Consider the following 13,860-nt stretch of genomic DNA (forward strand, 5'->3'; position numbering starts at 1 on the left):
CCCGTATCTCGCGTGGCCAGCCGGGGGTGCGACAGCCTGCACATCCGCGGGGAGGTGGGGTGATCGGCTCGTACTTCCGAACGAGCGATCGGTTTGTGTGTACCTCTCGGGGCGCCCGCGCTTGCGGGCTCGGCGTGGAGGCGGGGGCGGAGGCGGGTCGCGATACGACTGGAACAGGGGTGGTGGGCTCGGCGGGCATGCGCTGCTTGACGAAGGCCTGCAGATCTGGATTGTCGGGGAAACGCTGGGTCAGAGCCATCAGAGCGGACTGGAAGCGTCCCGGGTCATCAAGGGCTTTCTCCGCTTCGGCCAGATGGTTCATGGCCGTCAGCGAGTCGCCGATCTCGAGCGAGACGTGGGTAGCCAGCAGGCGGGTGTTGGGCCAGTCGGGAGCCAGTCTCAGGCTCTTCTCCATGGTGTCGGCGAACCACGTGGGGCGATCTTTGGGCGGAAAGAGACTGGCCATCTGTTGACAGAGCTCGCTGTAGCCGAGGCCTACCAGGTAGTTCAGCTCCGCCTCGCTTTTGGCTTCCCGAGTACTCGTCAGTTGCCTGCGGGCCTGCTCCTCGTTGCCGCTGGCCAGCATATAGAAGGCCAGGTTGCGGTTGACGGCTCGGGTGTGATCCGCATCGCCGGTCTTCGGCCACCGCTTGATCGAAGCTTGGCAGGATTCAAGCGCCTTCGCTGGTTCGTTCGGGAAGGCCAGCAGCAGGTACTGGGCCTGGTCGATGAGGGCCAGTGAGACCGCGGCGGGGAATCGCGGCTCGATTTGTTGGGACAGAGCGGTGGCCAGGCCGGCCAGATCCGCCGCTCTGGCGAACTCGCCGTTCAACATATGGGTTCTGGCCGCCAGTCGGACAGACTCGGGGATGTACGTTTCCAGGCAGGCTTTGGGATCGGAGTCCTGCAGGGCGGTTCGGGCGGTCTGGACATACCGGTCGAGCAGCAAGGAGAGACTTTGGTCGTCCATGAGTGACTCGATCGCGGCGTTGAATCCGTCGATCAGGTCGAGGCCCAGGGGTGAGCCCATCTCGAACGAGGCTGGCCAGAACGGTCCGCTCCGGAGGGGGAGTCTCAGGAAGTCCACGCGGTCGGTCAGGGGCCTGTCGTCACACGCCCGGAACGCGCGCAGGCCGTGTACCGGATCCAGCCGATCCCGCTGGAACTCGGCCAGGAGCAGGGCCCGGATCTTTGGCAGATGGGACTGGGCTTTCTCGATCAGGCCGAGCTTCTCCTGGAGATGCTCGATTTGTTCCTGAATCATCTCAACATCGGCCATTCGCCCCGCCGCGTTCGGGTAGCCCGGCATCCGCGTCAGGAGCATCTCCCCGTTGGCGAGAGCCTTCTCTCGGTATGCACCGAAGGCCGCCACATCCTCGCGGATCAGATCCAGGACGCCGACCGGCAGCCGGTCCGGCCGCTCCTGGCGGACCAGCATTCTCTGGAGCTGTTGCCAGCGATAGCCCGCCGCCTGCGTTGCCGTCATGTTGGCCAGGTTGGCTGCCGAAAGCCTTGCCTCAACGGACAGGCGGCCGCTCGCGGCGATCTCGGCTTCCTTCAGGGCCGGGTCCCACTCCATCTTGGACGAGTGCCTGGTGACCGCGTAGTCGGCTAAGGCGCCCTGCCAGTCCCGCGCCGATATCGCCAGCGTCGCGGCGCAGACCACCACGCCGGCCCCAAGTCCGGCCACCCGAGCCAATCCCCCGAATCGCCGGGCAGGCAGGGCGGTGCATTCGCCGCCGCGCGACGCTGCCCAAAGCAGGCCCACGACTGTCCAGTAGATCAAAGGCAAGCCCGGCATTCGAAGACCAACGTCGGTGGCTTCACAGGCCACAATCCCCACAAACGAGCCAAGTAGGGCGAAGATCGTCCATCGCTCACAGCCCGTCTTCGCCCGCTGCAAGGCGACCATGCCTCCCCAGCATGTTGCCGCCAGGGCCAGGGCCGTCAGAATCAGGCCGATCAGCCCCAGGTCGGCCAGAATCTCCAGCCACTCGTTGTGGGCGTGCCCGAGCATCTCCGCCGGGAAGAGGCTCGGGTTCAACTCCGCTTCGTTCCGTGAGAAGGCTTGAGCCAGAAGCACGTAGCTTCCCTGGCCGTGTCCGATCAGCGGGCGCTCCATGAAGAGGCTCAGGGCGTACGACCAGCAGTAGAGGCGGAACACGGCCGTATCCGTCCGCCGACTGAGCCAGACGGCGGCCAGCATGGCCAGAACCACGAGCATGACCACCAGCAGGATGCGCCGTTTCCTGCCCGTCGCCAGGCAGCAGCCGGCAATCATGAGGCCGACGGCCAGTCCCATCTGGGGGCCGCGAGAGTCCGCCCAGTAGAAGGCCCATGAGAGGATGATCAACACTACGCCCGAGATGGCCAGGCCCCAGATCAACCGGGTGGCGGCTGAATCGGAGCTTGACGGACCACTCGAAGCTGCACTGGAACAAGTGATACCTACCAGCCGCAGCCTCGCCCCGACGAGGCCGCCGACGGCCATCATGATCCCCGGCAGCAGACATGCGGCGAAGAAGATCGGGTTGCCGATTGGGAACTTCAACCGCTGGGCGGGGGCTCGTTCGATGTGGTACCAGATGCCAATGACCGCCGTCACCACAAGAACCGCGGTGAGTCCGAGGGCCACGTACCGGACGCCGCGGCTGGTCAAGGTGCGGCCAAGGGCAATGGCCCAGAGGACGAAACCCAATTGGCGCAGCCCCTCGCCCCACGCGACCTCGGGCCAGGGTGACCACCGGTAGCTGAGAATCGACCAGGCGGCCATCAACAGCAGGAACACTTGGGCGAGGTCTGATGAAGGAATGTCCCGGCGCAAGGCTGCCGAGTCCAGGCCGCGCCCCAGACTCGCCTCCGCGGAGGGGCCTTCTTCGCGGCGCGATCTGCCGAACCAGGCGATCGCGGCCACCAAAACGACGATGGCCGTACCGATCCCCTGCACCAGCCACTTGATCTCTACGCCCTGACGGGTGGGATACTGGTGGTTGAAGACCATCAGACTGGTCAGGGCTCGCAGGGCCGAACCTGGTTTCCAGGGCTTGTGGCCGACCTCAACTCCCTCACCGGCGCTGATCAGAAGACAGCATGCGGCCAGAGTCACGATGGCCACCACGACGAGGACCTGTTCCGCAGCGGTCAAGCCCGGCCGGTTGCTCTCTGCGCCCGGCAGCGGCTCGTTCATGGTGATTCCTGTGTAGTTGATCGGAGATTCGGACATGGTTGTGGTCTCGGATGAGCAGCCGGCTTCTCGTTGCCGGCTTTCTTCAGTTCGGCCCTTAGTCGGCAGAAGGGGATAGCCGTCCGTCGTGCTTCCCCAGTCTCACTTCTCATCTTGTCTCCCTGCCCATTCCATGTCGGCCACTCCGGCCTCGCGGTTCGCCTGACGGGCCCAGGCAAAGAGCAGGTCTCCCAGTCGGTTCAGATAGACGATGATCTCCTCGCGAATCGGCTCCTGCCGGTGGAGGGAGACCACGGTCCGCTCGACCCGCCGGCAGCAGGTCCGGGCAATGTGCAGTCGGCCGGCCAGTTCGGTGCCCCCGGGCAGGATGAAATGGGCCAGCGGACCGGTCGCCTCGCAAGCCTCGTCGATCCACGCCTCGAGCCTTCGCACCTCTTCCACGCCCACGTGCTCGGCCCGAGGAACGCTTCGAGCGGCGGGGGGCGTGGCCAGTTCGGCCCCGATCATGAACAGCTCGCTCTGGACTCGCTGGGCACGCTCGCCGACCACAGTCCCGTCGGCCGCGCATCGGCACCAGCCCAGCAGGCTGTTCAACTCGTCCGCCTCGCCGTACGCCCAGACCCGCGCATCGCTCTTGGGCACCCTGCTTCCGTCAAAGAGCGACGTTTCTCCATGATCGCCGTCACGTGTATACAGCTTCATTCCCTGCAAGCTACAGAGAGCCCCCCGGTCGGTCAACGCGGGCGGGCTTTGTGAGGGCCGATCATACCGAGAGACAGAGCGCCCACCGGGCTCAAGTCCCAGATGATCCACGCCCAGGGCGCCGGACAGCGCAGCCCGACGCCACGGAACACGGTGGGTGAACTCACCGGTAAAACGCGGTCGCCAGGACGATAGCCGCGATCACGCCCACCAGGTCAGCCAGCAGAGCCGCCGCTAGCGTGTGCCGGATTTTCTTGATGCCGATCGACCCGTAGTACACGGTCAGCACGTAGAACGTTGTTTCGGTACTGCCTTGAATCACTGATGCCGCATACCCGATGAAACTATCCGGGCCGTGAAACTTGAACAGATCAAGCATGACCCCGCGCGCCCCGCTGCCCGACAACGGTCGAATCAAGGCCAGCGGCAGCAACTCCAGTTTATCCACGTGCTCGCTCAGGCCAGCCTGGGCCATGAGCCACCCGAGCCCGGTCTTCAGGTCGTCCAGGGCCCCGCTCGCTCGGAAAACCGCGATCACCGACAGAATCGCTACCAGGTAGGGAATGATCATCACCGCCACGTCGAAACCCTCCTTGGCCCCGGCGACGAAGGTCTCATACATTGGCACTTTCCTGCCCCAGCCGGCCAGGATGATCGCCAGAAAGATGGCCGGCACCGCCCATTGGCTGACAATCTGGATCTGGTCGAGGAATCCGGTCATGACTTCACCTCCTGGTCGCCGTCGCTCTGGGTTGCGGGCTCGGATTTGTCGAGCGGGGCGTCGACTGGAGAGGCCGGGTGCACGCGTTCTGCGGCCGCCGGCATCGGGTAGAACCGCTGCAGGAATCGGGCGGCGAAGATGGCCGCCACCGTGGTGCAGAATCCGGCGATCATCATGGCCACGACCGGACTGGCCGGGTCGTTACTGCCGGTGGCGATGCGGTAGCCGATGATGCTGAACGGGACCAGGGTCAGGCTCCCGGTGTTCATCGCCAGAAACGTCGCCATGCTGTTGGTGGCCGTGTCATGGGTCGGATTCAACGTCTGCAGCTCCTTCATCGCCTTGAGGCCGAGCGGGGTGGCCGCGTTGTCCAGTCCCAGCATGTTGGCGGCCATGTTCATGACGATCGCGCCGCCAGCCGGGTGATCCTTGGGGATGTCCGGGAACAGCCATCTCAGCAGTGGGCGGAGCAGCCGGGCGAGCCCTTCGATGAGCCCAGCTTGGTGGGCGATCTTCATGAAGCCCAGCCACAAGGCCATGATCGCGATGAAACTGATGCAGATGTCCACGCTTGCCTTGGCCGCGTCCACGGCCGACGTGGTCAGCTTCTTGCCCATCTCCCTCATCGCCTCCGCTCGGGAGGGCGAAGGCCCCGCGGGCGAGTCCGCCGACGCGGGCGCGGTCGTCGCGGGGACGATTCGCGCCGGTGGGGCAAACAGGGCTTTGCCCAGCCCATACAGGAGTCCGATCAGCAGCAACGCGAACCAGATCTTGTTCAGCATGAAAACGCTCCCATGGTGACCGAAATCAGTCCGAGGGGCATGGTAATCCTCTCGGCGCACGCCGCAACGCCGGAGAAGGGAAACTCGGCCGTGCTGTGGCGGCCAGAGGCTTGTGTCGTGCTGACCTGATCCAAGGCAGGAAGCACGGCCAGGCGAGGCGCCGCCGGTAGGGTAAGCGGTTGATGAACAAAGGACCGTCGCGGTCAGTCCCGGTCGGGCGTTTGAACACGAAGACCTTCGCCGAAAGACGCCTTTGGGAGAAGCGGCGTGAACCAGCTGCCGCCAAACGCGGGACGGCAGATGAAAAGCGTTCTTGGGAGTCCGCCGCATCGCCTGGAGTGGCTCGCCGCCGGCCTGTCCGAGGACCTGTGTGCGAGAGGGCGATGGTTCCCTTGCCGGTGACGATCGCCGGGAACTGGCGCCGATGGGCATTGGCCGTGTCCGTCCGCGCTGGGTTTTTCCTGGGATCGTGTACAATGCGCGCGGTGTTATGTAATTGCAGAACGGGAGCAAGATATGCGTGGCAGGGCACACCTGATCGGCGTAGTGGCGGCTTTCTCAACTCTCTCCGTGGTCCTGGCCGACACGGGCGGATTCGATCTTGCCCGGATGGCTTGGGCCGACAAGCACATTGAGGCGGCGATTGGGCGAGGTGAGCTGCCCGGGGCGGTGCTCCTGGTTGGCCGGGGCAGTCAAGTCGTGTACCGCAAGGCCTACGGCCACAAGGCGGTCAAGCCGGAGAAGGTGGTCATGACGCCGGACACCGTTTTCGACATGGCCTCGGTGTCCAAGCCGGTGGGCTGCGCGACCTCGATCATGCTGTTGATCGAACGCGGACAGCTCAACTTGAGTGATCGGGTCAGCAGGTACTTCCCCGACTTCGCCGCCAACGGCAAGCGAGACGTAACCGTGGAGCAATTGCTCCTGCATCGCGGTGGGCTTGTCCCCGACAACTCGCTGAACGATTACAGGGGTACTCCGGCCGAGTCGCTGGCCAAGATCTTCGCTCTGAAGACGATCTACGATCCGGGTTCCGGTTTCGATTACACCGACGTCGGCTACATCATGCTCGGTGAGTTGGTCAAGGTGGTCGACGGCCGGTCGCTGGATCAGTTTGCCAGGCAGGAGCTGTTTGAGCCCCTGGGCATGAAGGACACCGGCTACATGCCGTCGAATGAACTCAAGCCGCGATGTGCTCCGACGGAGCAGCGTGACGGCCACTGGATGATCGGCGAAGTGCACGACCCGCGGGCCTATGCCCTCGGCGGATTCGCCGGCCACGCGGGCTTGTTCAGTACCGCCGATGACATGGCCAGGTATTGCCGCATGATGCTCAGCGGCGGGACCCTCGATGGCAAGCGAATCCTCTCCGAGCTGGCCGTCCGGGAGATGACCCGCGGGAGGTGCTTGCCTGATGGCACCGGCTGCCGCGGCTACGGATTCGATGTCAGCACCGGCTTCTCCTCCGCGCGAGGCAATCTGTTCGAGGCGGGTTCGACCTATGGGCACACCGGGTTCACCGGCACGATGTTCTGGATCGACCCCAACCATGACTGCTATGTCGTACTGCTGACCAATGCGGTTCATCCGGATGGTAAGGGAACCGTTATTGATCTCCGCCGGCGGGTGGCGACGGTCGTGGCCAGCGCGTTGATCGAAAGCCCGGCGGAGGGCTATCTGCCGGCGATGGTTCGTCCGCCGGTGGTGGCGGGCGCCGCATCCAACCCGACGGGCGAAACGCGCAACGCGGTGGGCAAGCCGGCCGAGGTACTCTGCGGGATCGACGTGCTCAAGCGCGACCGCTTCAAGTTGCTTGAGGGGCGGAAGGTTGCACTGATCACCAACCATACCGGCCTCGACCGTGAGGGCAATCGAACGCTCGATCTGCTCATCGCCGCCCCGAACGTCAAGGTCGTCAAGCTGTTCTCACCGGAGCACGGCTTCTACGGCAAGCTCGACGAGAAGGTCGGCGACGCGGTAGACGAGAAGACCGGTCTCAAGGTGTACAGCCTGTACGGCAAGACCAACCGGCCGACGCCGGAGATGCTCGAGGGTGTGGACACAATCGTCTACGACATTCAGGACGTTGGGGCACGTTTCTACACCTACGTGGCCACCATGGGGTACGCGATGGAGGAGGCCGCCAAGGGCAGGCTCAAGATGATCGTGCTCGACCGGCCGAATCCGATCACCGGCATCCGGGTCGACGGCCCGATTTACGACAAGCCCAACCGGGCATTCACCGCCTTCGGTCCTCTGCCCGTGGTTCACGGCATGACCGTGGGGGAACTCGCTCAGATGTTCAACGCCGAATACAAGATTGACTGCGACCTCACCGTGGTGCAGGTGGAGGGCTGGAAACGCACGATGTGGTGGGATGAGACTGGCCTCATGTGGGTCAATCCGTCACCCAACATGCGCAACCTGACCCAGGCCACGCTGTACCCGGCCATCTGCCTGCTGGAGGCCTGTAACCTCTCGGTTGGCCGGGGGACCGATCAGCCTTTCGAGTGCTTCGGTGCTCCCTGGATCGACGGCAGGAAGCTGGTCGCCGCTCTGAACGGGGCCAAGCTTCCGGGTGTGCGTTTCGTGCCCATCCAATTCACTCCCGTCCCGGGCACCAAGCTCGCGGGCAAAGAGTGTCAGGGCATCTACGTCTTGCTGACCGATCGGAACTTGTTTGAGCCGGTTCGCTCGGGCCTGACCATCGGCTGGCACCTGTCGCGTCTATTTGGCAGTCAGTTCGAGGTGGACAAGATGAACAACCTGGTGGGCAATGCCCAGGTGACCGAGGCAATCAAGGCCGTGGCCCGTCCGGACGAACTGCCCAAGTGCTGGCGTGAGCCGCTCGACGCGTTCAAGAAGGTGCGAAGCCAGTACCTGATCTACGCCCGCTGAGGAACGCGCGGGCAACCCTTGCCGGCGCGACCTGCCGCAGCACGGCAACCGGGAGCGGGGCGAACGAAAGACCCTGCCGTGCCCCTTCGCCCCCAGGTCGGCCCCACAAACGCCTCGGCCCCAACAATGGCGTCGTCATCGGTTAGCTCGATGAACCGGCCCGGCTCACCCTTGAAGCCGACACCCCGGCGGTGGTCTCCTTCCGACCATAGCTGGTGAGGGACGATCAGCGGTGGTGGCGGGCGAGAAGTGTCCGGCCTGGGGCATGGTTGGGCGTCAGGTTTGCCCTTCGGTGTGCTTGATGGAGATGCGCCTGGCGCTGGCTCCCGCTGTCTTGCACAACCGGATCGTCAGGATGCCGTTGCGGTGCTCCGCGTCGACCTTGTCCGGGTCGATTTCAGTGGGCAGTTTGACGATGCGATGGAAGGAGCCGAACTTACGTTCGACTTGGTAGTATCCTTTTCTTTTCTCCTCGAACTCGTCCTTCTTCTCGCCCGAAATCCTGAGGCTGTCGGCCGTGACCTGGATTTCGAGGTCCTTGGGGTCGATGCCGGGGAGCTCAGCTCGGACGGTGATATCCTGCTCGGTTTCCGACACATCCACGGCCGGCCCCCAGCCGGTGATCGGCGAGAGGAGCCGGTCGAAGCCGCTCTTGCCTTCCTGAAGGAAATTGTCGAAGAGCCGGTCCAGTTCGTGGCGGAACCGTTCAATCGCGGATTGTGCCGCGGGGTCACGGTTCTCGGTGTCCACCCGCTTCGTGCGCCAGGGTATGAGACTCATGCGTCGAACCATCCTTTCATCCGCAGGCCCGCGCCTCGCGTGTTCCTGCTGTGCCGCCAGTATCCTCCTCTGGCTGAACGCTGATTATTACCCGCCGAGCACGGCCTACAGCATCTTGATTGCGATCTTGCGAGGCTTCACTGCCTCTACCTTGGGCAGGTGTAGCGTGAGCACGCCATCGGCGTACTCGGCCGTAATCCGAGATGCGTCGATTGCCTCGCTGACTTGGAAGCTGCGATAGAAATCGCCGACGCCATATTCGCGTAGCAAGTAACGGGTTTCCGGTGTTTGACGCACGGGAACCCGGCCGTGGATCTCCAGTGAGCCGTTCTCGAACTTCACGTCGATACTGTTGCTGTTCACCCCGGGCATATCGGCCACGACCAGCAACTCCTCCTTGTTCTCGATGATATCCACGTTCGGTCGGTAAGCGCGTCCGCTACGGGTTCGCTCGGCCTGGGCGACTTCGGCTTCAGTGGTTTTCTTGGCAACGGCACTGTCCACCATGGCAATACCTCCTTTCGGTCTACAGCAGGTACACTCACAGGCACTTGACTTGGATCTTCCGCAGCCTGGCGGCCTCGGCCTTGGGCAGCTTCAGGGTCAACACGCCGGACGCAAGCATGGCCTCGACCCGCCCGGAGTCCACATCAACGGGCAGGCGGATCACTCGGCTGAACGGACCCGTGCCTCGCTCGCGACGGTGATAGACCTCGTCGGTGCTATCCCCTTCCTTACGCTGGCCCTTGACGGTCAGTTCGCGGCCGGAGACCAGAATCTCGATGTCCTCCATCTTCAGACCGGGCATCTCCGCTTCGGCGTACAGACTGCCTTCGTCCTCCCAGACGTTCAGGGCCGGGAATGCCGAGCTCCCGAACAGGCCGGATCCGACCAGCGGTGCAAGACCCTCCACCCAGTCGCCCAGCAGGCGATCCACCTCGCCGCGGAGTTGCTGGATCGGGTTGCCGCCTTCACCCAGTTTTGCGAACATGTTCACTGCCTCCTTTCGGAAAAAAGCCCATCAAGGAACTCCCTCAAGACGCCTGCCAGCAGTGCAAAGAGTGTGCCGTGATCATTGTATCCCGTAAATCATTGTCGTTCAAGATTTTACGGTGCCATCCGGTCTCGGCGATCATGCCAGATGCCAGATTGGCACGGCAGGATCCGATTTCTGGGGATGACCGCTGGGCCGCTGGCCGATAGTCTTCTCAACGAACTGCGATGCCGAGGGCCCATGAGCGACCAATTCACAACGCCCCGTACGCCGACGCCGGGCCATGACGCCGGCTGGCTGGCCGAGACCTTGGATACCCGTCCAGAGATTGTCTGGATGGCCCCATTCATGATGTACCTCATTCTGTTGGGGCTCAATGACAAGGTTCCCGAAGAGTGGATGGCCGTGCCTATCGCCATTCGTGGCCTCGGTGGTCTGGTCGCGTTCTGGATTGTTCGCCGCAGGTTGCCCTCGCTGGGGAGGCCGCATGTTTTCCTGGCGATCGTCCTCGGCATTCTGGCGGCCGCCGGCTGGGTGCTCGGCCAGTACGGGTGCAACGCGGTCGGCTTGGGCGGCAGCTGGTTCGGTCTCCGCCCGGGCCCGGACGTTCATGATCCGCGCGTGGACCTGACCACCGCGGCCTGGGCGTCTCAAGCCGTCCTACGAATCACCGTGGCCACGATCACCGTTCCCGTGGTCGAGGAACTCTTTTGGCGCGGCTTCATGTTGCGTACGCTGGTCAACTGGCAGCGGTTCGAAACCGTCCCGCTCGGGACGTTCACCTGGCTGTCGTTCTTGGGCACGGCTTTGCTGTCCACCGTGCAGCATCCGGCGAATTGGGGAGTGAGCATCCTCTGCTGGATGGCTTTCAATGTGTTGTTTTACTGGAAGAAAAGCCTGCTGTTTCTGATGATCGTCCACGGCGTGACCAACCTGGCCCTCTATCTCTATGTTATCACTCGTCACGACTGGGTCTTCTGGTGAGATCCTCGTGCTCGAAAGGGTCCAGGGGGCAGCCTTCGCATCTCGGGCGAGGGCGGCAGTGCAGCTTGCCGACCTGGACCAGCAGGGCATGATACTCGTTGAAGTACGTGGCATCCTCGGGGAGGTTCGATTCGAACAGATCCTTGATCTCGTCGTAGTCGGCCGAGTCATCCGTGAGGCCGTGCCGGTACAGGATCCGGGCCGTGTAGGCGTCCACCACGAAGCTCGGCATCCCCCCCGCATAGAGCAGAATCGCATCGGCTGTTTCCCGGCCGATTCCCGACACGCTGAGGAGCTGCTCACGAAGTGCATCAAGCGAGGTGTTGAACATCCGCTTCAGATCACCTTGGTAACGATCCCACAGCCACTCGACGAACGACTTGAGCCTGTGGGCCTTGACCTTGTACGTTCCTGCCGGGCGAACCAGCTCTGCCAGCTCTTCGACGGACATCTCGTGCAGCCGTTTCCAGTCCAGGGCCTTGGCCGCCGCGAGATTGGCGATAGCCCGCTCCACGTTTCGCCATGCGGTGTTCTGCGTGAGGATGGCTCCGATGATGACCTCCGTGGAGCTCTTCGCCGGCCACCAGTGTTGTGGTCCGAAGGTCTCGAACATCGCATCGTAGAAGGCCTTGAGGGTCTGCGAGGTGCGGGTACTCATTTCCTGAACTCGGAGTCCTTGGTGGCTTCCTGCCATTTCCTGAGGCGGGTCGAGAGCACCTTCACAACCGAGGCGTACTCCATGTCGCCCACGGCGTTGTGCAGTTCGTCCCCGTCCCGCTTGAGATCGTAGAGCTGGCTCTCGCTCTGCATGTACTCGACGTATTTGAACAGGTCGGTGACGATGGCCCGGGCAATACAGGAAGGCTCGCCGGGTGACGAGGAGTAACTCACGAAGGCTTCGTCACGATGACTAGCTGCCCCCGGATTGCGCAGGACCGGCAGCAGCGATTGACCGTGCACGATTGGCGGGATTGTCACACCCGCCAGCTCCAGAAAGGTCGGAGCGAGATCGACGAGGCTGACGATCCGCTCGATCTTCGTCCCGGGCTTCGTCAGGCTCGGATATCGCACCAGCAGTGGCCCGCGGATGAGCTCCTCATAGAACGCCGGGCCCGTCGAGAACAGCTGATGGTCGCCCAAGGCCCATCCACTGTTTGATGCATACACGACGGCGGTGTTCTCGCGGAGATTCAGGTCATTCATCCGTTTAAGCACGCGGCCGATCTGGGTGTCGGTGTACGTCATCATCGTGTAGTACTTCGATCGGGCGTTGCGAACCTGGGTTTCATCCATGTGCTGGCCTTTTCTGACCAGGTTCGTGTTGAGCAGTACAGGGGGGCGACGATCGGGGATGGTCTTGACAGACTTGGGCAGCTCGATGGTGTCCGGGGGGTAGGCATTTTCCACTCCGGGCGGAAGGGTCGGCAACTCGGGTAGCTCGACGAAGTTCACCCAGAGAAAGAAGGGCTTCTCGTGCGTTCTTGCCAGGTACTCGATCGCCCGGTCGGCGATCCACTCGGTGAGATGCTGGTCGGCTTTGGCCTCCTTGCCTTGGAACCACACCTGGCGGTCGAGCCACGACGAGGGGGCACAGATCGCCGTGTAGTCGGTGAACCCGTGATCCGGCGTGAACGCCTTCTCCCCGAGCGGCTCCCATTGGCCCACGATCGCGCAGACGTAGCCGGCACTGTGTAGGGCCCCGCTGAGAGTCTCCGCCCGCGCTGGCAGGCCGGGTTCATGAGCTGCGGTCTTGAGGGCATGCGGATACTGGCCGGTCAGGATTGAGGCCCGGCCAGGAGTGCTCTGCAGCGTCGGCGTGTAACATCGCGGGAAGAACGTGCTCTCCTTGGCCAACTCGTCCAGGTTGGGCGTCTTGATCTGCCGGTGACCTTCGAAACCGGTCAGCCCCGGTGTCTGGTGATTGGTGGTGAGAAGAACGATGTTCGGTCGATTCGCCCCATCAGCCGGCCCCGCCGCGAACAGGGCCATGGCAAACGCGAATGCCGCCCGCCGCGACAGGCCATAGGGCGCCGGCCGCCGGGACACCAGGAACTCAACCGGGCAATTCATACAGGCCCCTCGTTGCCGCATGCGTGCTGTAGTCCGATCATTGATCCCGGTGATCCTACCCATGAGCCGCAGTGAACGCCACATCTCGACCGGGTGGGACGGCGAGCGACCGATCGTTATCATCATACCCCTTCCGATTCCCGGGGATGCGGATGCGAGAGAAGGAGCCGTCGCATGACCCGCCATCGATGGCGGGTCGCTGCACTGCTGGGTGATCTTCTAGGTGGTCTGGGCGTCGCGGAAGCCGTCTGTCCGGCGAGGGTCGAGGGCGGCAAGAGCGAGGATGTGGTCACCGCCGTGCCGGGTCGCGTGGACATCGTCCGGTACGAGTGGCCGGATTCCCGACGTCGACGTGCGATCCTCGTTTTCAGGAACTGATCCTGCGGAGCTCAACCGCTTTCTGGAACGTACACCGCGAAGATGACAAGCGAGCCAAGGCTTGGCTGATTCAAGGGGGATTCGAACATGCACTTGGTAAGGACGGATGGTTGGAAAAGCGAACAGCTTGGTCAGCCCCGGCGACTCATCCCGGGTGACGTGTGGGGGCAGCTGGCTTGCGGCTGCGCAAGTCGCGTCAGCAGAGTGCGGCGTAGGTGAGGAACGTCAGAACGATGATCTTGACCTTCCGGGCAAAGAAGTCGAAGATGACCAGCGACATGTCCATGCGTTCTTCCCTGCCTTGTTGCTTCCACTGGCCGTGTCCCCACACGCCGTGACTCTGGTTTAGGCAAGCCTCATTCCCAGC

Annotated in this window: 12 protein-coding genes; 3 read left to right on the forward strand and 9 right to left on the reverse strand. The window is 63.3% G+C overall.

Annotation, left to right across the window (positions count from 1 at the left end; all coding sequences use genetic code 11):
- From KA354_20755 to KA354_20770, 4 genes are all read right to left on the reverse strand, one after another.
- The coding region (locus tag KA354_20755; protein ID MBP7937082.1) for an O-antigen ligase family protein at window positions 1-3,223 on the reverse strand (3,223 nt) is incomplete at its 3' end.
- 102 nt (window positions 3,224-3,325) lie between these two features.
- Window positions 3,326-3,886: a cob(I)yrinic acid a,c-diamide adenosyltransferase gene (locus KA354_20760; protein ID MBP7937083.1), complete on the reverse strand. Its 561-nt coding sequence runs from the start codon at window positions 3,884-3,886 to the stop codon at window positions 3,326-3,328.
- 163 nt (window positions 3,887-4,049) lie between these two features.
- Window positions 4,050-4,586: a spore maturation protein gene (locus KA354_20765; GenBank protein ID MBP7937084.1), complete on the reverse strand. Its 537-nt coding sequence runs from the start codon at window positions 4,584-4,586 to the stop codon at window positions 4,050-4,052.
- A 17-nt stretch (window positions 4,587-4,603) separates the two neighbouring features.
- Window positions 4,604-5,389, reverse strand: a complete 786-nt coding sequence (locus KA354_20770; protein MBP7937085.1) for a nucleoside recognition protein — start codon at window positions 5,387-5,389, stop codon at window positions 4,604-4,606.
- Between the two features lie 516 nt (window positions 5,390-5,905).
- Here KA354_20770 and KA354_20775 point away from each other — a divergent pair.
- Entirely contained in the window at window positions 5,906-8,287 is a 2,382-nt protein-coding gene (locus tag KA354_20775; protein MBP7937086.1) for a DUF1343 domain-containing protein, read from the forward strand.
- Between the two features lie 276 nt (window positions 8,288-8,563).
- Here the strand turns inward: KA354_20775 and KA354_20780 are convergent, their stop codons facing one another.
- The 3 genes from KA354_20780 to KA354_20790 form a co-directional block, all read right to left on the reverse strand.
- Window positions 8,564-9,067, reverse strand: a complete 504-nt coding sequence (locus tag KA354_20780; protein MBP7937087.1) for an Hsp20/alpha crystallin family protein — start codon at window positions 9,065-9,067, stop codon at window positions 8,564-8,566.
- Between the two features lie 105 nt (window positions 9,068-9,172).
- Complete coding sequence (locus KA354_20785) at window positions 9,173-9,574, reverse strand: Hsp20/alpha crystallin family protein (GenBank protein MBP7937088.1); 402 nt, start codon at window positions 9,572-9,574, stop codon at window positions 9,173-9,175.
- 34 nt (window positions 9,575-9,608) lie between these two features.
- The gene (locus KA354_20790; GenBank protein ID MBP7937089.1) at window positions 9,609-10,058 is read right to left on the reverse strand and encodes an Hsp20/alpha crystallin family protein; all 450 of its coding nucleotides are present in this window, start codon (window positions 10,056-10,058) and stop codon (window positions 9,609-9,611) included.
- A 243-nt stretch (window positions 10,059-10,301) separates the two neighbouring features.
- On the opposite strand from KA354_20790, the gene KA354_20795 reads away from it, so the two are divergent.
- Complete coding sequence (locus KA354_20795) at window positions 10,302-11,045, forward strand: CPBP family intramembrane metalloprotease (protein ID MBP7937090.1); 744 nt, start codon at window positions 10,302-10,304, stop codon at window positions 11,043-11,045.
- On the opposite strand, the gene KA354_20800 is transcribed toward KA354_20795, so the two are convergent.
- Window positions 11,017-11,703 (reverse strand): endonuclease III domain-containing protein, encoded by a 687-nt coding sequence (locus tag KA354_20800; protein ID MBP7937091.1) that lies wholly within the window; start codon window positions 11,701-11,703, stop codon window positions 11,017-11,019. The two genes, KA354_20795 and KA354_20800, sit on opposite strands and share 29 nt — an antisense overlap.
- Entirely contained in the window at window positions 11,700-13,115 is a 1,416-nt protein-coding gene (locus KA354_20805; GenBank protein ID MBP7937092.1) for a sulfatase-like hydrolase/transferase, read from the reverse strand. Before KA354_20805 ends, KA354_20800 begins: the two co-directional genes overlap by 4 nt.
- Before the next feature lie 174 nt (window positions 13,116-13,289).
- On the opposite strand from KA354_20805, the gene KA354_20810 reads away from it, so the two are divergent.
- Window positions 13,290-13,493 (forward strand): hypothetical protein, encoded by a 204-nt coding sequence (locus KA354_20810; GenBank protein ID MBP7937093.1) that lies wholly within the window; start codon window positions 13,290-13,292, stop codon window positions 13,491-13,493.
- Window positions 13,494-13,860: the final 367 nt, after the last annotated feature.

The organism is Phycisphaerae bacterium (assembly GCA_018003015.1).
In the GTDB taxonomy this organism is placed as follows: domain Bacteria; phylum Planctomycetota; class Phycisphaerae; order UBA1845; family PWPN01; genus JAGNEZ01.

What these genes read in the sequence shown, in the direction of transcription:
- KA354_20760 (MBP7937083.1), bottom strand. Translation starts at nt 3,886, where the DNA reads ATGAAGCTGTATACACGTGACGGCGATCATGGAGAAACGTCGCTCTTT.
- KA354_20770 (MBP7937085.1), bottom strand. Translation starts at nt 5,389, where the DNA reads ATGCTGAACAAGATCTGGTTCGCGTTGCTGCTGATCGGACTCCTGTAT.
- KA354_20775 (MBP7937086.1), top strand. Translation starts at nt 5,906, where the DNA reads ATGCGTGGCAGGGCACACCTGATCGGCGTAGTGGCGGCTTTCTCAACT.
- KA354_20780 (MBP7937087.1), bottom strand. Translation starts at nt 9,067, where the DNA reads ATGAGTCTCATACCCTGGCGCACGAAGCGGGTGGACACCGAGAACCGT.
- KA354_20785 (MBP7937088.1), bottom strand. Translation starts at nt 9,574, where the DNA reads ATGGTGGACAGTGCCGTTGCCAAGAAAACCACTGAAGCCGAAGTCGCC.
- KA354_20790 (MBP7937089.1), bottom strand. Translation starts at nt 10,058, where the DNA reads ATGTTCGCAAAACTGGGTGAAGGCGGCAACCCGATCCAGCAACTCCGC.
- KA354_20795 (MBP7937090.1), top strand. Translation starts at nt 10,302, where the DNA reads ATGAGCGACCAATTCACAACGCCCCGTACGCCGACGCCGGGCCATGAC.
- KA354_20800 (MBP7937091.1), bottom strand. Translation starts at nt 11,703, where the DNA reads ATGAGTACCCGCACCTCGCAGACCCTCAAGGCCTTCTACGATGCGATG.
- KA354_20805 (MBP7937092.1), bottom strand. Translation starts at nt 13,115, where the DNA reads ATGAATTGCCCGGTTGAGTTCCTGGTGTCCCGGCGGCCGGCGCCCTAT.
- KA354_20810 (MBP7937093.1), top strand. Translation starts at nt 13,290, where the DNA reads ATGACCCGCCATCGATGGCGGGTCGCTGCACTGCTGGGTGATCTTCTA.